The organism is Rhizobium brockwellii, assembly GCF_000769405.2.
Classification (GTDB): domain Bacteria; phylum Pseudomonadota; class Alphaproteobacteria; order Rhizobiales; family Rhizobiaceae; genus Rhizobium; species Rhizobium brockwellii.
The window spans coordinates 1,931,059-1,950,952 of sequence record NZ_CP053439.1; the positions used below are offsets into that span (position 1 = coordinate 1,931,059).

The 19,894-nt window shown below is 60.9% G+C and carries 20 protein-coding genes; 7 read left to right on the top strand and 13 right to left on the bottom strand.

The genetic code is table 11. From position 1 onward, the window contains the following. Positions 1-9 precede the first annotated feature (9 nt). From RLCC275e_RS09780 to uvrA, 3 genes are read right to left on the bottom strand one after another with little or no spacing between them, the layout of a single operon-like run. A complete protein-coding gene (locus RLCC275e_RS09780) occupies positions 10-816 on the bottom strand; it encodes a DUF72 domain-containing protein (RefSeq protein WP_033182637.1) in 807 nt (268 codons plus the stop codon). 24 nt (positions 817-840) lie between these two features. Next, positions 841-1,302: a GNAT family N-acetyltransferase gene (locus tag RLCC275e_RS09785; RefSeq protein ID WP_033182638.1), complete on the bottom strand. Its 462-nt coding sequence runs from the start codon at positions 1,300-1,302 to the stop codon at positions 841-843. Further along, on the bottom strand, positions 1,299-4,220 hold the full coding sequence (uvrA, locus tag RLCC275e_RS09790) for an excinuclease ABC subunit UvrA (protein WP_033182639.1): 2,922 nt from the start codon (positions 4,218-4,220) through the stop codon (positions 1,299-1,301). The genes RLCC275e_RS09785 and uvrA overlap by 4 nt, the downstream gene beginning before the upstream one ends. A gap of 282 nt (positions 4,221-4,502) precedes the next feature. On the opposite strand from uvrA, the gene RLCC275e_RS09795 reads away from it, so the two are divergent. Continuing rightward, positions 4,503-5,015 carry a single-stranded DNA-binding protein gene (locus RLCC275e_RS09795; protein WP_033182640.1) on the top strand — a complete coding sequence of 171 codons (513 nt, stop codon included), beginning with the start codon at positions 4,503-4,505 and terminating at the stop codon, positions 5,013-5,015. A gap of 99 nt (positions 5,016-5,114) precedes the next feature. On the opposite strand, the gene RLCC275e_RS09800 is transcribed toward RLCC275e_RS09795, so the two are convergent. Next, positions 5,115-5,762 carry a MarC family protein gene (locus RLCC275e_RS09800; RefSeq protein WP_033182641.1) on the bottom strand — a complete coding sequence of 216 codons (648 nt, stop codon included), beginning with the start codon at positions 5,760-5,762 and terminating at the stop codon, positions 5,115-5,117. A 236-nt stretch (positions 5,763-5,998) separates the two neighbouring features. Between RLCC275e_RS09800 and gyrA the strand changes: the two genes are divergently transcribed. After that, the gene (gyrA, locus tag RLCC275e_RS09805) at positions 5,999-8,836 is read left to right on the top strand and encodes a DNA gyrase subunit A (protein ID WP_033182642.1); all 2,838 of its coding nucleotides are present in this window, start codon (positions 5,999-6,001) and stop codon (positions 8,834-8,836) included. Positions 8,837-9,001: 165 nt separating this feature from the next. Here gyrA and RLCC275e_RS34600 read toward each other — a convergent pair whose 3' ends face one another. From RLCC275e_RS34600 to RLCC275e_RS09815, 3 genes are all read right to left on the bottom strand, one after another. Next, complete coding sequence (locus tag RLCC275e_RS34600) at positions 9,002-9,136, bottom strand: hypothetical protein (RefSeq protein WP_260298902.1); 135 nt, start codon at positions 9,134-9,136, stop codon at positions 9,002-9,004. A gap of 36 nt (positions 9,137-9,172) precedes the next feature. Continuing rightward, on the bottom strand, positions 9,173-9,328 hold the full coding sequence (locus RLCC275e_RS09810; protein ID WP_003539654.1) for a hypothetical protein: 156 nt from the start codon (positions 9,326-9,328) through the stop codon (positions 9,173-9,175). Between the two features lie 122 nt (positions 9,329-9,450). Continuing rightward, complete coding sequence (locus RLCC275e_RS09815; RefSeq protein WP_033182643.1) at positions 9,451-9,738, bottom strand: hypothetical protein; 288 nt, start codon at positions 9,736-9,738, stop codon at positions 9,451-9,453. Between the two features lie 136 nt (positions 9,739-9,874). Between RLCC275e_RS09815 and coaD the strand changes: the two genes are divergently transcribed. The 5 genes from coaD to tgt all read left to right on the top strand — a co-directional run bounded on the left by coaD (position 9,875) and on the right by tgt (position 13,809). Then, positions 9,875-10,369, top strand: a complete 495-nt coding sequence (gene coaD, locus RLCC275e_RS09820) for a pantetheine-phosphate adenylyltransferase (RefSeq protein WP_003559385.1) — start codon at positions 9,875-9,877, stop codon at positions 10,367-10,369. A 42-nt stretch (positions 10,370-10,411) separates the two neighbouring features. Next, entirely contained in the window at positions 10,412-10,984 is a 573-nt protein-coding gene (locus RLCC275e_RS09825) for a peptidylprolyl isomerase (RefSeq protein WP_003559387.1), read from the top strand. A 28-nt stretch (positions 10,985-11,012) separates the two neighbouring features. Next, positions 11,013-11,522: a peptidylprolyl isomerase gene (locus tag RLCC275e_RS09830; protein ID WP_003559389.1), complete on the top strand. Its 510-nt coding sequence runs from the start codon at positions 11,013-11,015 to the stop codon at positions 11,520-11,522. Between the two features lie 74 nt (positions 11,523-11,596). After that, positions 11,597-12,682 (top strand): tRNA preQ1(34) S-adenosylmethionine ribosyltransferase-isomerase QueA, encoded by a 1,086-nt coding sequence (gene queA / locus RLCC275e_RS09835; protein WP_033182644.1) that lies wholly within the window; start codon positions 11,597-11,599, stop codon positions 12,680-12,682. Further along, entirely contained in the window at positions 12,679-13,809 is a 1,131-nt protein-coding gene (gene tgt / locus RLCC275e_RS09840) for a tRNA guanosine(34) transglycosylase Tgt (RefSeq protein ID WP_033182645.1), read from the top strand. The genes queA and tgt overlap by 4 nt, the downstream gene beginning before the upstream one ends. Before the next feature lie 2 nt (positions 13,810-13,811). On the opposite strand, the gene RLCC275e_RS09845 is transcribed toward tgt, so the two are convergent. From RLCC275e_RS09845 to RLCC275e_RS09870, 6 genes are all read right to left on the bottom strand, one after another. Further along, positions 13,812-14,897 carry an acyltransferase family protein gene (locus RLCC275e_RS09845; RefSeq protein WP_033182646.1) on the bottom strand — a complete coding sequence of 362 codons (1,086 nt, stop codon included), beginning with the start codon at positions 14,895-14,897 and terminating at the stop codon, positions 13,812-13,814. 109 nt (positions 14,898-15,006) lie between these two features. Next, a complete protein-coding gene (locus RLCC275e_RS09850) occupies positions 15,007-15,435 on the bottom strand; it encodes a DUF4864 domain-containing protein (protein ID WP_033182647.1) in 429 nt (142 codons plus the stop codon). 81 nt (positions 15,436-15,516) lie between these two features. Continuing rightward, the gene (fabF, locus tag RLCC275e_RS09855) at positions 15,517-16,782 is read right to left on the bottom strand and encodes a beta-ketoacyl-ACP synthase II (RefSeq protein WP_033182648.1); all 1,266 of its coding nucleotides are present in this window, start codon (positions 16,780-16,782) and stop codon (positions 15,517-15,519) included. A gap of 13 nt (positions 16,783-16,795) precedes the next feature. Next, entirely contained in the window at positions 16,796-17,302 is a 507-nt protein-coding gene (locus RLCC275e_RS09860) for a winged helix-turn-helix transcriptional regulator (RefSeq protein ID WP_033182649.1), read from the bottom strand. 38 nt (positions 17,303-17,340) lie between these two features. Continuing rightward, positions 17,341-17,646, bottom strand: a complete 306-nt coding sequence (locus tag RLCC275e_RS09865; RefSeq protein WP_003559403.1) for a hypothetical protein — start codon at positions 17,644-17,646, stop codon at positions 17,341-17,343. Between the two features lie 131 nt (positions 17,647-17,777). Further along, on the bottom strand, positions 17,778-19,640 hold the full coding sequence (locus RLCC275e_RS09870; RefSeq protein ID WP_033182650.1) for a calcium-binding protein: 1,863 nt from the start codon (positions 19,638-19,640) through the stop codon (positions 17,778-17,780). Between the last annotated feature and the right edge of the window lie 254 nt (positions 19,641-19,894).

The window sequence follows — 19,894 nt, forward strand, 5'->3', positions numbered from 1 at the left end:
GAGCTTTGCCTATTTCGCCAACGTCTGCTGCAGGGCGATTGCCCCATGCGGCGCATTGACCTTGCCCTCATGGATCATGAAGGCGAAGACGTCGCGCGGCTCGGTCTTCACCTTGCGATCTTCATCGATCAGCGGCAGATCATCAGGAACCTTGCCCTCGGCCCAGGTCTCCAGCCGGTCTGCCCAGGCCTTCAGGTCCTTTTCCGAATAGCAGGTCGGGATATCGTCCGAGCCCTTCTGCAGCCGCGCATAGACGAAATCGGCCGTCACGTCGGCGATCATCGGATATTCGAAATGTTCGGCGCAAACAGGCGCCACGCCATATTTCGCCAGCAGCGCCACGAACTCCGGCACCTTGAAGGAATCGTGCCGTACCTCGACCACGTGACGCAGCGTCAGCCCGTCTTGCTTTGCCGGCAGCAGCTTCAGGAAGGCTTCGAAATCGTTTGCATCGAACTTCTTCGTCGGCGCGAACTGCCAGAGCAGCGGCCCGAGATGATCGCCGAGTTCGCTGATGCCCGATGACAGGAACCGCTCCATCGATTCACCGGCTTCGGCAAGCACCCGCCGATTGGTGACGAAACGCGTCGCCTTCAGCGAAAAGATGAAACCGTCGGGCACGTCGGCCGCCCATTTGGCGAAGACCGCAGGCTTCTGCGTGCTGTAATAGGTGCCGTTGACCTCGATGACCTTCAACTGGCGGCTGGCGTAATTCAGCTCGTCCTTCTGCTTCAGGCTCTCGGGAAAGAAATGCCCGCGCCAGGGCTCGAAGGTCCAGCCGCCGATGCCGGTGCGGATAGTGCCGGATTTCGTCATGTTGTCCTCCCCATTCGCAGCCGCTCAGGCCGCATCGATCTCTTTCGTCATGTCGACGAGCGTCCATCCTGGCCGATAAGGGTTCGGCCGGCGACCCGTTTCCTGAAACCCGAAGGCGCTGTAGAGCGCGATGTTCCGCTCCATCCGCGCATTGGTGTAGAGCCGGATCTCCGGCACGGCCCATTCCCGCGCCTTGCCTTCCAGCCAGCTCAGCATCGCCAGTCCATGTCCGGCCCCCTGAAAGGCTGGCGAGACCGCGATGCTGAACAGCATGAGGTGATCGGAATGTTGCTCGACGACCACCAGGCCGGCCGTTTGCCCGCCGATCTCGCGCAGCCAGACCTCGCCGCGTTCGATCCGCGGCGCGTAATCCTCCGTCACCGGCATCGGCGGAGCGCCGAACAGCTCGCTATAGGGCCGATAGGCGGCTGCTGTCAGCGTCGCGATCGTTTTCAGATCATCGGGCGACGCCGTCCTCATCGTCATTCCGCCGCAACCGCCTTCTTCGCTGGCCGCCGCTCCAGCAATTCCTTCAGGAAGTGCCCGGTATAGGACCGCTTTTCCTTGACGATCGCTTCCGGCGTGCCGGTCGCGACGATCTCGCCGCCGCCGTCGCCGCCTTCGGGGCCGAAATCGAGCACCCAGTCGGCCGTCTTGATGACTTCGAGATTGTGCTCGATCACCACCACCGAATTGCCCTGGTTGACCAGTTCGTGCAGCATTTCGAGCAACTTGGCGACGTCGTGAAAATGCAGGCCGGTCGTCGGTTCATCGAGAATGTAGAGCGTGCGCCCCGTCGAGCGTTTCGACAGTTCCTTGGCAAGCTTGACGCGCTGCGCCTCGCCACCCGAGAGCGTATTCGCCTGTTGGCCGACCTTGATATAACCGAGACCGACATCCTTCAGCGATTGCAGCTTGTCGCGCACCGCAGGCACCGCCGCGAAGAAATCGACGCCTTCCTCCACCGTCATGTCGAGCACCTCGGCGATCGACTTCTGCTTGAAGGTGACATCGAGCGTCTCTCTGTTATAGCGCTTGCCGTGGCAGACGTCGCAGGTGACGTAGACATCGGGCAGGAAGTGCATCTCGATCTTGATGACGCCGTCGCCCTGGCAGGCCTCGCAGCGTCCGCCTTTGACGTTGAAGGAGAAGCGGCCCGGCTGGTAGCCGCGTGCCTTCGCCTCCGGCAGGCCGGCGAACCAGTCGCGGATCGGCGTAAAAGCGCCGGTATAGGTCGCCGGGTTCGAGCGCGGCGTACGGCCAATCGGCGACTGGTCGATGTCGATCACCTTGTCGATATGCTCGAAGCCGTCGATGCGATCGTGATCGGCCGGGTTTTCACGCGCGCCCATGACGCGGCGTGCCGCCGATTTATAAAGCGTCTCGATCAGGAAGGTGGATTTGCCGCCGCCGGAAACGCCGGTCACGGCGGTGAACACGCCGAGCGGGATCGACGCCGTGACATTCTTCAGATTGTTGCCGCGCGCCCCGACCACCTTGATCTCGCGACCTTTCTTCGGCTTACGGCGCTCGTCGGGAACGGGAACGCCAAGTTCGCCGGAGAGATATTTGCCGGTCAGCGAGTTCGGACTGTCCATGATGTCCTGCGGCGTACCATGGGCGATGACCTGACCGCCGTGAATGCCGGCCGCCGGGCCGATATCGACCACGTCGTCGGCCGTCATGATCGCATCCTCGTCATGTTCGACGACAATGACGGTGTTGCCTATGTCGCGCAGGTGCTTCAACGTGTCGAGCAGCCGGGCATTGTCACGCTGATGCAGGCCAATCGACGGCTCGTCGAGCACATAGAGCACGCCCGTCAGCCCGGAGCCGATCTGCGAGGCAAGCCGGATGCGCTGGCTTTCGCCGCCCGACAGCGTGCCGGAATTGCGCGACAGGCTGAGATATTCCAGGCCGACATCATTGAGGAAGCGCAGCCGGTCGCGGATTTCCTTGAGGATGCGCACGGCGATCTCGTTCTGCTTGGCATTGAAGCTCGCCGGCAGTGTTTCGAACCAGTCGCGGGCGACGCGGATCGACATACCAGTCACTTCGCCGATATGCAGCGTGTTGATCTTCACCGCTAAGGCCTCCGGCTTCAGGCGGAAACCGTTGCAGGAAGGGCAGGGGGCCGCCGACATGAAGCGCTCGATGTCTTCGCGCGCCCAGGCGGAATCAGTCTCTTTCCAGCGCCGCTCGAGATTGGTGATGATGCCCTCGAAATTCTTCTGGGTCGTATAGGAGCGGGCGCCGTCGGCGTAGTGGAACTCGATCTTGTCGTTGGTGCCGTTTAGGATGACGTCCTTGGCCTCGTCGGTGAGATCGTTCCAGCGGGTGCCGAGCTTGAAGCCGTAATGTTTGCCAAGCGCTTCCAGCGTCTGATTGTAATAGGGCGAGGTCGACTTGGCCCAGGGCGCGATCGCCCCATCGCGCAGCGTCCGCTCGGGCTCGGGCACGATCAGATCCGGATCGATCTTCTGCTGGGCGCCGAGGCCATCACAGGTCGGGCAGGCGCCGAACGGGTTGTTGAAGGAAAACAGCCGCGGCTCGATCTCGGGAATGGTAAAGCCGGAAACCGGGCAGGCGAACTTCTCCGAAAACAGCACGCGTTCATGCGTCTCGTTCAGCGACTTGTTGGCCGAGCCGCCGGCTGACGTCTCTTCCGGCGGCAGCGGCTTGTCGGCGAATTCGGCGACCGCCAGCCCGTCGGCGAGTTTCAGGCAGGTCTCCAGACTGTCGGCCAGCCGCGCCGAGACATCCGAGCGCACGACGATGCGGTCGACCACCACGTCGATGTCGTGCTTGTATTTCTTGTCGAGCACCGGTGCCTCGGCGATCTCGTAGAACTGGCCGTCGACCTTGACGCGCTGGAAGCCCTTCTTCATCAGCTCGGCCAGTTCTTTTTTGTATTCGCCTTTGCGCCCGCGCACGAGCGGCGCAAGAATATAAAGACGGGTGCCCTCGCCGAAATCGAGAATGCGGTCGACCATCTGGCTGACGGTCTGGCTCTCGATCGGTAGGCCGGTCGCCGGCGAATATGGAACGCCGACGCGGGCAAAGAGCAGGCGCATGTAGTCGTAGATCTCGGTGACGGTGCCGACCGTCGAGCGGGGATTGCGCGAGGTGGTCTTCTGCTCGATCGAGATCGCCGGCGACAGCCCGTCGATCTGGTCGACGTCGGGCTTCTGCATCATTTCGAGGAACTGCCGGGCATAGGCCGACAGGCTCTCGACATAACGCCGCTGGCCCTCGGCATAGATCGTGTCGAAGGCGAGCGAGGATTTGCCGGAACCCGAAAGCCCGGTCATGACGATCAGCTTGTTACGCGGCAGATCGAGATCGATGCTCTTCAGATTATGCTCGCGCGCGCCGCGGATGGAGATCGTCTTCAGTTCGCTCATCGTCTCTGCTTTGGTTTTCTGGATGACAGCCCTTATTTAGTGATGCCAACGGGCGAGTCGAGGCTGAATGTCCACTACGGTCAAGGTTTTCGATTCTGTTGACAGGATCATACGGATAAACTAGAACAAAGAAAGAACAAAATTCCTGATGGATGCATGCGGCTTTCTGATGGATAAAGATGTGGATTAAATGCCGCCCATGCGCATTGGCGGTCCGTGATGGTTTAAGGTGCGCCGATCGATTAAACGCCGCCGGGCAGGGCGGCAGGCAGGGTGAGAAGCATGGCTGGTAGTGTGAATAAGGTAATTCTGATTGGAAACGTCGGTGCAGACCCCGAAATCCGCCGCACTCAGGATGGCCGGCCGATCGCCAATCTTCGTATCGCGACCTCGGAGACGTGGCGCGATCGCAATTCCGGCGAGCGCCGTGAGAAGACCGAATGGCACACTGTCGTCGTCTTCAACGAGGGCCTCTGCAAGGTCGTCGAGCAATATGTGAAAAAGGGCGCCAAGCTCTATATCGAAGGCCAGCTGCAGACCCGCAAGTGGCAGGACCAGCAGGGCCAGGATCGCTACAGCACGGAAGTGGTGCTGCAGGGTTTCGGTTCGACGCTGACGATGCTCGATGGCCGCGGTGAAGGCGGCGGCGCGAGCGGCGGCCGTGGCAGTGGCGCCGGCGGCAACGATTATGGCGACGACTACGGTGCCCCGGCTCCCTCCTCATCGCCGAGCCGCGGCGGTGGCGGCGCCGGCGGTAACTTCTCGCGGGATCTCGACGACGATATCCCGTTCTGATCGGTTGCCTTTTCTGGCTTGGTGAAAGACGTGAGAGAGCATGATGCCTTGAATGGCGTCATGCTCTTTTTCGTTGATCTCGCGGCAGACGCCGCCATTTCAGTGCGGCGTCGCGCTGATGAGGTTGAACGCCGACTTAGCGCCGTCGACGACGAATTGTGCGGCAAGGGCGGCGAGGATGACGCCGAGGAGCCGTGTCAGGATCGCCCGGCCGGTGACGCCGAGGAAACGGTCCAGTCTTTCGGCAATGAGCAGCATGACGAAGGTCAGCAGCAGGTTGGCGCCAATGACGCCGATCAGCTGCGCTTTCCCGATCGAGGTGGCCAATGTGCCGGCAAGCAGGATCGTCGCCGAGATCGCCCCCGGGCCGGCAATCAGCGGCAAGGCGAGCGGGAAGACGGCGATATTCTCGATATGATCCTTGGTGATCGCCGCCTCGGTCGCCTTCTCCTTGCGCTCCTGCCGCCTCTCGAACACCATCTCGAAGGCGATCCAGAACAGCAGCAGCCCGCCGGCGATGCGGAAGGCGCCGATCGAAATCCCGAGCACCCCGAGCACGCCGGCGCCGAACAGCGCAAAGACGGCGAGGATGATGAAGGCGATGACCGAGCCGCGCAGCGCCACCTGCTTGCGCTCGGTTCGGCTCATGCCTGTCGTCAGGCCCAGAAAGATCGGCGCAAGCCCCGGTGGATCGATGGTGACGAGCAGCGTCGTGAAGGCGTTGATCAGTTGGTCGGCGCTTGCCATCGGCTCTCCAGAACCCCATATAAGTGCGTGGTTTTTATGATTGTGAAGCGGGGATTTCGATTTGGCAAATATCCCGCGGCGGCCCGCGGCGGATTTGTCCGGTCCGGCCGCGCAACTTGCATGTTTTACCCTCTTTAAGCCGCAAAAGCCTGTTCAAAACGCGCTGTGAAATTGGCGCGGCAACAGGCTTTCCGCTATAAATCTTCAAGTGATTCTAGAAGAGATCGTGATCTGTTTTGACTGAGCAAACACCCCCCGGCGGCGGGAAGCTCCCGCCAGGCATCGAGCCCATCTCCATCATGGAGGAAATGCAGCGGTCGTATCTCGATTACGCCATGAGCGTCATCGTCAGCCGCGCGCTGCCCGACGTGCGCGACGGCCTTAAGCCCGTGCACCGGCGCATCCTCTACGGCATGTCCGAACTCGGCATCGACTGGAACAAGAAATACGTCAAATGCGCCCGCGTCACCGGTGACGTGATGGGTAAATTCCATCCGCACGGCAATTCCGCGATCTATGATGCGCTCGCCCGCATGGCGCAGCCCTGGTCGCTGCGTCTGCCGCTGATCGACGGTCAGGGCAATTTCGGCTCCGTCGACGGCGATCCGCCGGCGGCCGAACGTTATACCGAATGCCGCCTCGAAAAGGCGGCCCACTCGCTGCTCGACGATCTCGACAAGGAAACCGTCGATTTCCGCGACAACTACGACGGCACGCTTTCCGAGCCGGTCGTGGTGCCCGCCAAGTTCCCGAACCTGCTCGTCAACGGCGCCGGCGGCATCGCTGTCGGCATGGCGACCAACATACCGCCGCACAATCTCTCCGAAGTCATCGACGGCTGCATCGCGCTGATCGACGATCCGGCCATCGAGCTGCCGGAACTGATCCAGATCATTCCCGGTCCCGACTTCCCGACGGGCGCGAAGATCCTCGGCCGTGCCGGCATCCGCTCGGCTTATGAGACCGGCCGCGGCTCCGTTATCATGCGCGGCGTCGCCGCCATCGAGCCGATGCGCGGTGACCGCGAGCAGATCATCATCACCGAGATTCCCTATCAGGTGAACAAGGCGACGATGATCGAGAAGATGGCCGAGCTGGTGCGCGACAAGCGCATCGAAGGCATCTCCGATCTGCGCGACGAATCCGACCGCCAGGGTTATCGCGTCGTCGTCGAGCTGAAGCGCGATGCCAATGCCGAGGTCATCCTCAACCAGCTTTATCGCTATACGCCGTTGCAGACGTCCTTCGGCTGCAACATGGTGGCGCTGAATGGCGGCAAGCCCGAACAGCTGACCCTGCTCGACATGCTGCGCGCTTTCGTCTCGTTCCGCGAGGAAGTAGTTAGCCGGAGAACGAAATTCCTGTTGCGCAAGGCGCGTGACCGCGCCCATGTGTTGGTTGGTCTCGCCATTGCCGTCGCCAATATCGACGAGGTCATCCGCGTCATCCGCCAGGCGCCCGATCCGCAGTCGGCCCGCGAAGAACTGATGACCCGCCGCTGGCCGGCGGAAGATGTCGAAAGCCTGATCCGTCTGATCGACGATCCGCGCCATCGCATCAACGAGGATCTGACTTACAACCTCTCCGAAGAGCAGGCCCGCGCCATCCTCGAATTGCGCCTTGCCCGCCTGACCGCGCTTGGCCGCGACGAAATCGGCGACGAACTCAACAAGATCGGCGAGGAAATCAAGGATTATCTTGATATTCTCTCCTCGCGCGTCCGCATCCAGACCATCGTCAAGGACGAACTTCTCGCTGTCCGCGACGAGTTCGGCACGCCACGCCGCACCGAGATCGTCGATGGCGGCCTCGAAATGGACGACGAGGACCTGATCGCGCGTGAAGACATGGTCGTCACCGTCTCGCATCTCGGTTATATCAAGCGCGTGCCACTGACCACATACCGCGCCCAGCGCCGCGGCGGCAAGGGCCGCTCCGGCATGACCACCCGCGACGCGGATTTCGTTAGCCGGCTATTCGTGGTCAACACCCATACGCCGGTTCTGTTCTTCTCCTCGCGCGGCATCGTCTACAAGGAGAAGGTCTGGCGCCTGCCGATCGGTACGCCGACCTCACGCGGCAAGGCGCTGATCAATATGCTGCCGCTCGCACCCGGCGAGCGCATCACGACGATCCTGCCATTGCCCGAGGACGAGACGAGCTGGGACAATCTCGACGTCATGTTCTCGACGACGCGCGGCACGGTTCGCCGCAACAAGCTGTCGGACTTCGTCCAGGTCAACCGCAACGGCAAGATCGCCATGAAGCTCGAGGAGGAGGGCGACGAAATCCTCTCCGTCGAGACCTGCACCGAAGATGACGACGTGCTTTTGACGACCGCGCTCGGTCAGTGCATCCGCTTCTCCGTCGACGATGTCCGGGTCTTTGCCGGCCGCAACTCGATCGGCGTGCGCGGCATCACCCTTGCCGGCGGCGACCGCATCATCTCGATGACCATCGTGCGCCATGTCAACGCCGAACCTTGGGAGCGTGCTGCTTATCTGAAGCGCGCCGCCAACGATCGGCGCCTGACGACGGGCGAAGCCGAGGAGATCGCGCTGGTCGGCGAGGAAGTCACCGAAGAGGGACAGCTGAGCGACGAGCGTTACGAAGAGCTGAAGCAACTGGAGCAGTTCGTGCTGACCGTCTCCGAAAAGGGCTTCGGCAAACGTTCGTCCTCCTACGACTTCCGCATCTCCGGCCGCGGCGGCAAGGGTATCCGCGCCACCGACACGTCGAAAACAGGCGAGATCGGCGAACTGGTTGCGGCTTTCCCTGTCGATGATGGCGACCAGATCATGCTGGTCTCCGATGGCGGCCAGCTGATCCGTGTGCCGGTTGGCGGCATCCGCATCGCCAGCCGCGCCACCAAGGGCGTCACCATCTTCTCGACGGCCAAGGATGAGAAGGTCGTCTCGGTCGAGCGCATCAGCGAGCCGGAGGAGGATGAGACGGAGGAGGCTGTCGAGGTCGCCGAAGGCTCTCCTGCGACCGACGAAGGTGCTGCCGACGAAGGTGGCGGTGACGAGGCGCCGATTGCCGATGGCGATCCGGCCGGACCTGCCGAGGAATGATCAAATGAACGGGGCGGCTTCGAGCCGCCCTTTTCTTTTCAAATCGGAGATGGTTCGGGACACGCCCAAAGAAAAAGCCGGACGCTGGGTGGCATCCGGCTTTGAATGGCCCTGGCGACGGAAGGGTGCCGCTCAAGGGTGGGAGAGGGTAGTAAGAGAGGAATGTCAGAATGCTCTATGTTTTTCGTTCAGAGCCTTCACCTCTTCGCCTTCGCGCCGGAGCGCTGAAATCGTCGAGGCCACAGACACGATGAACATGACGCTGATAAGGGCGGTGAGCATTGTCAAGATCGTGAACATAGGCATTCCTTTCCTGGGGAGTTGCGTTCTCGCCTCTCAGTACTGGCCCAGCACGGCCGTCCGGGCCGAAGCATAGGGGCCATAAACCTTGGACGTATCAACCTTCTGATCATAGAGAGCGACAGTTGCGGTCAGCATGCCCGTGACCATTACCATCCAGAGCACGTTAATCATCGTAATCTTACCGGGCATTTTTAATCCTTCCGCGCCGCTCTATGTATCGGTTAAATGAACGCATCCGTCTGTAAATGGTTCCGCCGGATGTTGATCGGGTGTTTACCAATGCCGATCTGAAGCGACCTTGAATGTCTCGTTCATCTGGCATTCAGATTCGAAGCTCGTTTTTCGCGCAGCCGGCCCTGGGCGCGCACGATCGCCGCATGCTCGGCAAGCTCCGACCGCACCCAGCTCATCTCGTATCGATCGGCGAAATAGCCATAGGCCATCTCGGCCGCGAGGGAGGAAGCGACGGCAAGTGCAACGAGCACGATCAGCATGGACCTGGTCTTTCGGAAAGCGCCTGTTGCCGGAATGGCATCGGCTGCGTGAATGACAAGAATTAAGCAGATCGCATCTGAAACGGCCTTGAACGGGCCATTCATCCGCCGTTTAACCGCCCGCCGCATAACGTCCTTTACGTGTCTGAAAAGACGCGCGGCGCTCTGGCCGGAGCTGGGCAAATCACTTGCGAGAAGGCGTCATCCGTGACAAAAGGCGTCAAACCAACGGCCGGACCACATGACGACAGCTTTCTATCCGGGGTCCTTCGACCCGATCACCAATGGGCATGTGGATGTTCTGGTCCAGGCGCTGAACGTCGCCGAAAAGGTGATCGTCGCGATCGGCATCCATCCCGGCAAGGCGCCGCTCTTCTCCTTTGAAGAGAGAGCCGAGCTGATCCGCCGTTCTCTGGCGCAAGCGCTGCCGGGCAAGGCCGGCGATATCACGGTCGTCGCCTTCGACAATCTGGTCGTCGATGCCGCGCGCACGCATGGCGCCACGCTGTTGATCCGCGGTCTTCGCGACGGCACCGACCTTGATTATGAAATGCAGATGGCCGGCATGAACCGGACGATGGCGCCCGATCTCCAGACGATCTTTTTGCCGGCGGGTACGGCCTCGCGGCCCATTACCGCCACATTGGTCCGCCAGATCGCCGCCATGGGCGGCGACGTCAGCGCTTTCGTGCCGGCCGCCGTCCTGCAAGCCCTCACATCCAAGCGCAAAGACTAACCAGCGCAAAGACCAGGCGGAACCCGCCGCAATGGAGCTCATATGAAACTCTTTTATCTCGCATTTGCCGGCGTGTTGTATCTCGCCTCCTTCGCCGGGGATGCCTTCGCCCAGTCGGCCGATCACTATCTCACCATCCAGCTGAAGAATGGCCCTGTTGTCATCCAGCTGATGCCTGATGTGGCGCCGAAGCATGTCGCCCAGATCGAGGCGCTGGCCAAGAAGGGCGAATACGATAACGTCGCCTTCCATCGCGTCATCGATGGCTTCATGGCTCAGACCGGCGACGTCAAATACGGCAACATGGAAAAGGGCTTCGATGCGAGCCTCGCCGGCACCGGCTCCTCGGATATGCCCGACATCCCGGCAGAATTCTCCAAGACCCCGTTCGTACGCGGCACGGTCGGCATGGCCCGCTCGCAGGATCCGAATTCCGCCAATTCGCAGTTCTTCATCATGTTCGCCGACGGTTCCTTCCTGAATGGTCAGTACACCGTCGTCGGCAAGGTCGTTTCCGGCATGGAGAACGTCGACAAGATCAAGAAGGGTGAAGGCCAGAACGGCGAAGTCAAAAGTCCCGACCGGATGATTAAGGTCACCCTGGGCAAGAAGTAAGTTACGAGACAAACAAGAGGAGAAGACAATGGCCGAGATCAAGGATCCCGAAAACACCGTCATTCTGGAAACCACCAAGGGCAAGGTTGTCATTCAGCTTTTGCCGCAGGTCGCCCCGGAGCATGTCGCCCGCATCAAGGAACTCGCGCGCGAGAAGGCCTATGACGGCGTCGTTTTCCACCGCGTCATCCAGGATTTCATGGCCCAGACGGGCGATGTCGAATTCGGCAAGAAGGGCTCGGAAACCTTCAATCCCGGCCGCGCCGGCATGGGCGGCTCCTCGAAGCCGGATCTGAAGGCAGAATTCTCCGCGACCACGCATACGCGCGGCACCTGCTCGATGGCCCGTTCGCAGAACCCGAACTCGGCCAATTCTCAGTTCTTCATCTGCTTCACCGACGCGCCTTGGCTGAATAAGCAGTATTCGGTCTGGGGGCAGGTCATCGAAGGCATGGACAATGTCGACAAGATCAAGCGCGGCGAGCCGGTTTCCGATCCGGACTCGATCGTCTCCATGCGGGTTGCCGCCGACGTCTGATTGTGATTTCTGCTGAAACCCGCCTTTGCGCATAGCTGCGCGGGGCGGGTTTCGCTTTGCCTGAAAGTGCTTCGATGCGCGTAGACCTTTTCGATTTCGATCTGCCGGATGAACGCATCGCGTTGAGGCCTGCCGAACCGCGCGACAGCGCGCGCCTGCTCGTCGTCGATCCGAATGCGGAAGGCCATCTGTCGGATCATCGCGTCGGCGATCTCACCTCCTTCCTGCGGGCCGGCGACGCGCTGGTCTTCAACGACACCAAGGTCATTCCCGCCCAGCTCGAGGGCATCCGCCATCGCGACGGCGCCGGTGGCCAGCAGGTGTCGGCCACACTGCACATGCGCATCGGTCCCAACCGCTGGAAGGCCTTCGCCAAGCCGGGCAAGCGCATCAAGGAGGGCGACCGCATCGCCTTCGGCCATTCCGGCGAAAGCTGCTTCCTCGGCTCGCTCGATGCCACCGTCGAGGACAAGGGCGAGGCCGGCGAGGTGACGCTGCTGTTTGATCTCTCAGGCCCGGCGCTTGACGAGGCGATCGCCGCCGTCGGCCATATCCCACTGCCACCCTATATCGCCGCCAAGCGCCCCGAGGACGAGCGCGACCGCGCCGATTACCAGACGATCTATGCCCGCGAGGAGGGCGCCGTTGCCGCGCCGACAGCCGGCCTGCACTTCACGCCTGCGCTGTTCGAAGCGCTCGACAAGGCCGGCATCGAACGCCATTTCGTCACGCTGCATGTCGGAGCTGGCACCTTCCTGCCCGTCAAGGCCGACGATACCGCCGATCACAAGATGCATCTCGAAAGCGGCTATGTCAGCGCCGAGATCGCCGCCCGGCTGAATGCCGTTCGGGAAAGAGGCGGGCGCGTCGTCTGTGTCGGCACGACCTCGTTGCGGCTTATCGAGAGTGCCGCCGCGGAAAGCGGAGAGATCATGCCCTGGGCCGGCGCTACCGGCATCTTCATCACGCCCGGTTATCGCTTCAAGGCGGTCGACATGCTGATGACCAATTTCCACCTGCCGCGCTCGACGCTGTTCATGCTGGTCTCGGCCTTTGCCGGCTTCGAGACCATGCACGCGGCTTATAAACACGCCATTTCGACGGGCTACCGCTTCTACTCTTACGGCGACGCGAGCCTTCTTTTCCGGAAAGACAAATGACAGACAACTTCCAATTCACCCTTGACAAAACCGATGCCGGCGCCCGCCTCGGCCAGATTTCCATGCCGCGCGGCGAGATCCGCACGCCGGCCTTCATGCCTGTTGGTACCGTCGGCACGGTCAAGGCCATGTATCTCGACCAGGTGCACGAGACCGGCGCCGATATCATCCTCGGCAATACCTATCACCTGATGCTGCGCCCGACGGCCGAGCGCGTCGCCCGGCTCGGCGGCCTGCACAAGCTCATTCGCTGGGAGCACCCGATCCTAACCGATTCCGGCGGCTTCCAGGTGATGTCGCTGTCCGGCCTGCGCAAGCTCGACGAGCAGGGCGTCACCTTCAAGTCGCATGTCGACGGCAGCCTGCACCATATGTCGCCGGAACGCTCTATTGAAATCCAGGGGCTGCTCGGCTCCGACATCCAGATGCAGCTCGACGAATGCGTGGCGCTGCCGGCCGAGCCAAAGGAGATCGAGCGCGCCATGGAAATGTCGCTGCGCTGGGCCGAACGCTGCAGGGTGGCCTTCGGCGAGCAGCCCGGCAAAGCGATGTTCGGCATCGTCCAGGGCGGCGATATCCCGGCGCTGCGCATCCGCTCGGCCGAGGCGCTGAGCCAGCTCGACCTCAAGGGTTACGCAATAGGCGGCCTTGCCGTCGGTGAGCCGCAGGACGTCATGCTGCAGATGCTGGAAACGACGCTGCCGGTACTGCCGACAGAAAAGCCGCGTTACCTCATGGGCGTCGGCACGCCTGACGATATCTTGAAATCGGTTGCGCGCGGCATCGACATGTTCGACTGCGTCATGCCGACCCGTTCCGGCCGCCATGGCTTGGCGTTTACCCGCCGCGGCAAGGTCAATATCCGCAATGCCCGCCATGCCGAGGATATGCGCCCGCTCGACGATCAGTCGAACTGCCCGGCCTCGCGCGACTATTCGCGCGCCTACCTGCACCATCTCGTCCGCGCCAACGAAGCGCTTGGCGGCATGCTCCTCTCCTGGAACAACCTCGCCTACTACCAGGAACTGATGCAGGGCATCCGCAAAGCGATCGCCGAAAGCCGCTTCGCCGATTTCATGGCGGAAACGCAGGAGGAATGGGCGAGGGGCGATCTCGAACCAGTGTAAGTCTATTCCGGCCCCGCGTTGCTTACCGCAGGAACTGCGGACGCCGGGTTTGGCGCAACCATCATTTTAAGTTTTTTGCGCACTGGCTCGTCGAAGTGAATAGCGGCGATGCCAGCCACAATGAAAATTCCGACTACGACGACCATACCGGCTGCCGGCGAGGCAGGAAGGTCAAAGCCCTTTTGCCGCAGTGACTGCAGCAGACTGAAGATGGGGCCATGCAGGATATAAATCGGATAGGAAAGCCTCCCCAGCCAACGGAATACCAGCTCAACCAGGCCGGTCTGTCTCGTGCGCATCGCAAGCCAGACAATGGCCGGGAAGACCACAAGGCATATTAAAAAATCAAAATACGGGAAACCGAAGAATATGCGGGCTGGTATGTTGGTGATGAAGATCAGACAAGCACAGAGAAAAAAGCCGATAACGTTGCCGTTATTGGCTGTATTCGGTTTCTGGACCTCATATAACCTGTAAAGGCAGATTCCGAGCGAGAACGAGAACAGCACTCTTGAAAAGCCAAATCTGAAATCGCCCGCCTCGGGACCAATATCGAAATTACCTCCTACCAATGCCCCATAGATGGTGATGCCGGCCGCCGCCAGGGCGATGGCGAGCAAGCTTCTGAATGACAGTCGTATCAGAAGCACGGAGAACAGCACTCCGGCCCAGAGCTCGAAGAAGAGCGACCAGCTAGGCCCGTTGAAGGGAAAGATACCTTCCTGGCTTGTGCTTGGAATGAACAGGATTGCCCTCAGCAGAAGGTCCGCCAGGGTGGAGTAGTCCAACCCGTTTTTAAGTGAATAGCTGAAAAGGCCAATCGGAAGCGAAAGAAGATAAAGAGGATAAAGCCGAATGATACGCTGTAGGAGAAGCCCGGTGGGCGAAATCTGCCCCGCTATCAGTCGCTTCTCATATGAATTTGTAAGAACGACGCCGCTCAACAGAAAGAAGAGGTCAACGGCTAGATAACTGATATTCGCCGGGATCGGACCCAGCGTACCACCTGTGTGGAGGAACATGACCATGATAGCCGCAATTCCTCGCAACGCCTCAAGAGCTGTAAAAAATTGTTTGCCGGCGTCCAACGCAACAACCCTCCGTTGGCACTTTGTTACTCCAGGAGGATTTCGAAATCGTTAGTGCAACTAGACCATGTAATCGGCCGAGTTTCCACCGAAGAGAAGAAACAGCGCGTCAGATGCCCTTGCTGTCCGCATCGGGCACGATCTGCACCCCATTTATCCTGTAGCTGCCGTCCGGCTGGCGCATGATCTGGTAGATCGCCGTCCAGTCCTTGCCATCGCGGCCTGAGATCAGCACCTCGTGATAGATCAGCGCGCCGTCGTCGATCGAGCGGCTGCGTCCGAAGGCGTAATTGCCGGGGTGATAGACCGGCTCGTAGCTCTTTTTCACCATGGCGAAGAACAGGTTCTTGTCGGGGTACAGTGCCCGGATGCCGGGGGCGGCGAAGGAATAGGCGGTCTCGGCATCGTCCTTGAGGAAGGCGTTGATCTGTGCCTCAATCATCGTCCGCGTCGTGTCGATCGGATCTTCGGCGCGGGCCGCTACAGGGGAGAGGGCGGACGCGGCACACAGAATGAGAACTGCGAAGAAGGCGCGCATGGTGAATCTCCGGCTCTATCGAGGGAATGATCCCTGATAGAGCAGAAGTGTAGGCGATTTTCAGCACAAGGAAAGTGGACTTTACGACCAGCGGCGGAAGAGGGCACTGGCATTTACCCCGCCGAAGCCGAAACCGTTGGTAATCGCATAGTCCATCACCAGCGGCCGCGCCGTCTTGCCGACGATATCGATGCCGTCGGCATCAGGATCCGCCTCATCGAGGTTGCGGGTTGGCGGCGCGATCTGGTCGCGCAGCGCAAGGATGGTGAAGATTGCTTCCAGCCCGCCGGCCGCGCCAAGCAGGTGGCCGGTCGCCGATTTCGTCGCGCTGACGGCAATGCCGCCGTCGCGGCCGAAGACCGTGCCGATCGCCGCGATCTCGCCCCTGTCACCGACCGGTGTCGAGGTCGCATGCGCGTTCAGATGCCGGACCTCCGAAGCCGGGATCGTCGCCTGCCTGAGTGCTGCCTCCATCGCCCGGCGGGCGCCGTCGCCGTCTTCGGGGCCTGAGGTCATATGGTAGGCGTCCGCCGCCGTGCCGTAGCCGACGAGTTCGGCGAGCGGTGTGGCGCCGCGGGCAAGCGCATGCTCCAGCATTTCGATGACCAGGATGCCGGCGCCTTCACCCATGACGAAGCCGTCGCGGGTCGTGTCGAAGGGCCGCGACGCCAACTCCGGCGTGTCGTTGAAGCCGGTGGAAAGCGCACGCGCAGCGGCAAAGCCGCCGAGGCTCACCTTGTCGATGCAGGCCTCGGCACCGCCGCAGATCGCCACATCCGCTTCACCGGAGCGGATCAGCCGCGCCGCATCGCCGATTGCCTGGACGCTGGCCGCGCAGGCCGTCACCGGCGCGCCGAGCGGCCCCTTGAAGCCATAACGGATGCTGACCTGGCCGGCGGCAAGGTTGACGAGGAAGGAGGGCACGGTGAAAGGCGACAGTCGCCGCACGCCACGCGTTTCGCCGATCCGCACCGCTTCGGCGATCGCCGGAAAGCCACCAACCCCCGACGCGATGATCGTTGCCGTGCGCTGGCGCTCGCCTTCGTCGGTCGGCATCCAGCCTGCCTGTTTTACTGCTTCCTCCGTCGCCGCCATGGCGAAGTGGATGAAGCGGTCCATCTTCTTCTGGTCCTTGGGCGTGATGTAACGGTCGGGATCAAAACCGGCCTCAGCATCTTCCGCGATACCGGGAACGATGCCGCCAACCTTGGCCGAGAGCTCGCCGACGATATCCTCCGCCAGCACCCTCAACCCGGAACCGCCGTCGAGAAGACGCTTCCAGGCAGGTTCGACGCCGGTGCCGAGTGGCGAGACAAGTCCCATGCCGGTGACAACGATGCGATCCATTTCCTTTTCCTTTCTATGCGTCGATGCCGAGATACCAGGCGCGCATGCGGGCGATCCGCTCGTGCACCTCGTCGTCGGCGGCGGGGCCTGCAAGCAGGCTGGTGTTTTCGGGGGTCACTTGTTCGCCGGTGCGCGCATCGACCAGCATCGTCTCGCGCACTCTGCCGGAAGCGGCATCGCCCAAGAGAAAGGAGAGGTCCTCTTCGGGGATGTGCCGGTTTCCCCAGGAAAACAGCGTCATCAGAACAGGAAAGAAATCACGGCCCTTTTCCGTCAGCAGATATTCGTAGCGGGCAGGGCGATGATGATAGAGCCGCCGTTCGAACAGCCCCTTTTCCGTCAGATGTTTGAGCCGCCGCGTCAGGATGTTCGGCGCCACGCCGAGGCTTTTCTGGAATTCGTCGAAGCGCGAAAGCCCCTGGAAGGCGTCGCGCAGGATCAGCATGCTCCACCAGTCGCCGACGCTGTCGAGCGCGCGCGCCGCCGGGCATTTGAAATCGCTGAAGCTTGTTCGCTGCATGGCCGATGTCACTATATCAGTGACTATCATCATGCAAGTTACTTTCTGGCATCGCCCTCGAAAATGCGGGCGAGCAGAATACCGGTGACGAGCATGCCGACTGCCACGAAGATCGTGTCACCCGGCGTGCCGATATAGAGCGGCCCAACATTGGCAAACAGCAGGAAAGCGATGAGGAAATTCGCCCAGCCCCAGACGACATTGGCTGTCGGCGAGCCGAGCTTTGCGCCTTGCGCGAAGGGAATGCGGAACGGCCTGCCGCTGACGCCGTTGACGAAATGTGGGACGCCGTTGGTCAAAAATGCCGCGGCGATGAAATGGGCGATATAGGCGATCCAGGGCAAAGGCTTCTCCGTTGCGGCACGAGTAGTGTCAACGGAGAATGTGGCCGGGATTTAGGCTCCGGCAAGAGGGAGAGATGCGACCGCCCGTGACGCTGTCGGCCCGCCGCCTGAAAGGCGACGGGCCAACCGGGTCAGACAAGCAGGAAGTCTTTGAAGTTAAGTGCTGCGGAATTATCGAGATCCGCGACATGGATGGCCGCGCCCGCCGCACTTCCATCCGCGTCATAGGATAGAATGCCGCTCGCCTTATCGTAGATCAGCTTATCATCAGCCTCGAGCGCTTTCGTTCCGAGAACGAAATTCTCATCCGAAAATCCGGATAGGCTGAGCTCGGCGAAAATTGAATGATCGAGCATCAGCTTGTCGCCCGCCGTGGAGGAAAAATCCCGAATCTTGTCGACGCTGGTATTGTCGGGCTTCACGTCGAAGACGAAGGAATCGCCGCCGCCGCCGCCGGTGAGAACGTCAGCACCGGCCTTGCCGATCAGCTTGTCGTTTCCGAGCCCGCCGATCAATCGGTCGTTCCCTTTCCCGCCGTTGAGGGAATTGTTTCCGTCGTTGCCGGTGAGAATGTTGGCCGTATTGTTGCCGGTCGCGCTGATATTGGCCGTCCCGGTCAAGGTGAGGTTTTCGACCGTTCCGACCGTATGCTTCTGATCAGCCAAGCTGAAGGAGATCGAAGCCTTGACGGTATCCGTTCCGCCACCCCGGCTTTCGTCGACGATTTGATTCGCATTGGTTACGATGAAGGTGTCGTTGCCGGTGCCGCCATAGAGATGGTTGGTGGCCGGCGGCGTGCTGGCGCCGCTGCCTGCTACCTCGATGATAACGGGATGGTCGACGACATCGAGCGTCAGCGACGAGACGTTGCTGAGGCTTTTGATCGCCGTCGTTCCGGAGACCGGGTCGAAGACCTTAACGGAGCCGAACGAGGCGCCGAGATTGACTTTGACGGCTGTGGTTGCGGCCTGAATGGCCGTGTCGGAGGACTGGTTCCAGATATCGGGCTCGTTCCAGATGGTGATCTGGTAGCTTCCGTCCGATTTTTCCGTCAGCAGGCTCCGGGCCGAGGACGGCAGGCCGTCGATCGAATAATTGAGGGTCCCCGTGCTGAAGTTCGCCTTCTGAGCGCCGTCATCCGCAAGGATTTCGGTCAGATTGTGGATCGCTGTCGCAGCCGGTTTGGCGGAATAGTCGAGATGAAAAAGGCCGAAATGCTTTTCCTGATTGGTGCCCTGCGGATCGGAATAGGCGTCTAGCAGCTCGTAGATGAACGTCTGTTTCGATCCAAGTGCGGCGCCGTCCATCAGCGTATTGAGCAGGAGTTTTGCCTGCGTCGCTTCGCTGACGCCTTCCCAGCCGCCATTGGTGTCGGCGGTGAGCGAGGTGTGGTAACCGGTTTCGGTGATCGCCAGCGGCTTGCCCGGATCGGCAGCGCGCTGAACGCCGGATTCTCGGGAAAGCCATGAGAATGGCTGGTCGCCATCCTTCGCATAGGTGTGGATCGTCGTGTAGTCGGAGGCGGAAGCGACGGTATATCCGGTAAAGCCGAGGACCGGGATGTTCTTCAGCAAAGGATCGGTATTGACGGCGGCAGACAGGTCCTTCTGATAGGCGACCGCTGCGGCCTGGCCGCTCAGGCCATGGTAGCTGACCGGCCAGTTGTTGACCTCGTTCGGACCTTCGATGCCGACGACCGACCCGGGATGGGCCTGCACGAAGGCATGCAATCGCTGGGCCACGGCGGCGGGGTCGACTTCCCGCTGGGCGCTGAAGACGAATTGCACGCCGGCTTCGGCCGCATCGCCGAGATGCGTTTGGCCGTTGGGATCGGAAGCGGAGTTGGGGGCGTGATCGCGGACTGTATCAAGACCAAGATAGTCGAGAGCCTTAACAACTTCTCCGACACTGGAATATTTCCCGTCGGTGTAGTCGATATGCGTGTCAATTCCAAAGGAACGAATAATATCGTTTATTCTAACGGCTTGAGCCATAAGTTCTTCTCCCAGTTTACGAGGGAATTGGCGATGGGAATGAATCCCTATTTGTTGATGCCAATTCGATTTAATACACGAGGAGGGTCGTGCGGCGCGGTCTCGTTAACCATGATATGTTGTTGCGAATGTGGCCCGTTTCGGATTGTATTTATTATAAAATCTGCGCTTGCATTTTTTCGTCCGGCCGGCTGATCATGCCCGAGTGGGACGGCCCATAGGCAGAGTCTGGCGAAATCCGACATGGTTTTGGA

Bases quoted from the DNA above. Each gene is read 5' to 3' on its own strand.
- RLCC275e_RS09780 (WP_033182637.1), bottom strand. From the start codon at position 816: ATGACGAAATCCGGCACTATCCGCACCGGCATCGGCGGCTGGACCTTC.
- RLCC275e_RS09785 (WP_033182638.1), bottom strand. From the start codon at position 1,302: ATGACGATGAGGACGGCGTCGCCCGATGATCTGAAAACGATCGCGACG.
- uvrA (WP_033182639.1), bottom strand. From the start codon at position 4,220: ATGAGCGAACTGAAGACGATCTCCATCCGCGGCGCGCGCGAGCATAAT.
- RLCC275e_RS09795 (WP_033182640.1), top strand. From the start codon at position 4,503: ATGGCTGGTAGTGTGAATAAGGTAATTCTGATTGGAAACGTCGGTGCA.
- RLCC275e_RS09800 (WP_033182641.1), bottom strand. From the start codon at position 5,762: ATGGCAAGCGCCGACCAACTGATCAACGCCTTCACGACGCTGCTCGTC.
- RLCC275e_RS34600 (WP_260298902.1), bottom strand. From the start codon at position 9,136: ATGTTCACGATCTTGACAATGCTCACCGCCCTTATCAGCGTCATGTTC.
- RLCC275e_RS09810 (WP_003539654.1), bottom strand. From the start codon at position 9,328: ATGCCCGGTAAGATTACGATGATTAACGTGCTCTGGATGGTAATGGTC.
- RLCC275e_RS09815 (WP_033182643.1), bottom strand. From the start codon at position 9,738: ATGAATGGCCCGTTCAAGGCCGTTTCAGATGCGATCTGCTTAATTCTT.
- coaD (WP_003559385.1), top strand. From the start codon at position 9,875: ATGACGACAGCTTTCTATCCGGGGTCCTTCGACCCGATCACCAATGGG.
- RLCC275e_RS09825 (WP_003559387.1), top strand. From the start codon at position 10,412: ATGAAACTCTTTTATCTCGCATTTGCCGGCGTGTTGTATCTCGCCTCC.
- RLCC275e_RS09830 (WP_003559389.1), top strand. From the start codon at position 11,013: ATGGCCGAGATCAAGGATCCCGAAAACACCGTCATTCTGGAAACCACC.
- queA (WP_033182644.1), top strand. From the start codon at position 11,597: ATGCGCGTAGACCTTTTCGATTTCGATCTGCCGGATGAACGCATCGCG.
- tgt (WP_033182645.1), top strand. From the start codon at position 12,679: ATGACAGACAACTTCCAATTCACCCTTGACAAAACCGATGCCGGCGCC.
- RLCC275e_RS09850 (WP_033182647.1), bottom strand. From the start codon at position 15,435: ATGCGCGCCTTCTTCGCAGTTCTCATTCTGTGTGCCGCGTCCGCCCTC.
- fabF (WP_033182648.1), bottom strand. From the start codon at position 16,782: ATGGATCGCATCGTTGTCACCGGCATGGGACTTGTCTCGCCACTCGGC.
- RLCC275e_RS09860 (WP_033182649.1), bottom strand. From the start codon at position 17,302: ATGCAGCGAACAAGCTTCAGCGATTTCAAATGCCCGGCGGCGCGCGCG.
- RLCC275e_RS09870 (WP_033182650.1), bottom strand. From the start codon at position 19,640: ATGGCTCAAGCCGTTAGAATAAACGATATTATTCGTTCCTTTGGAATT.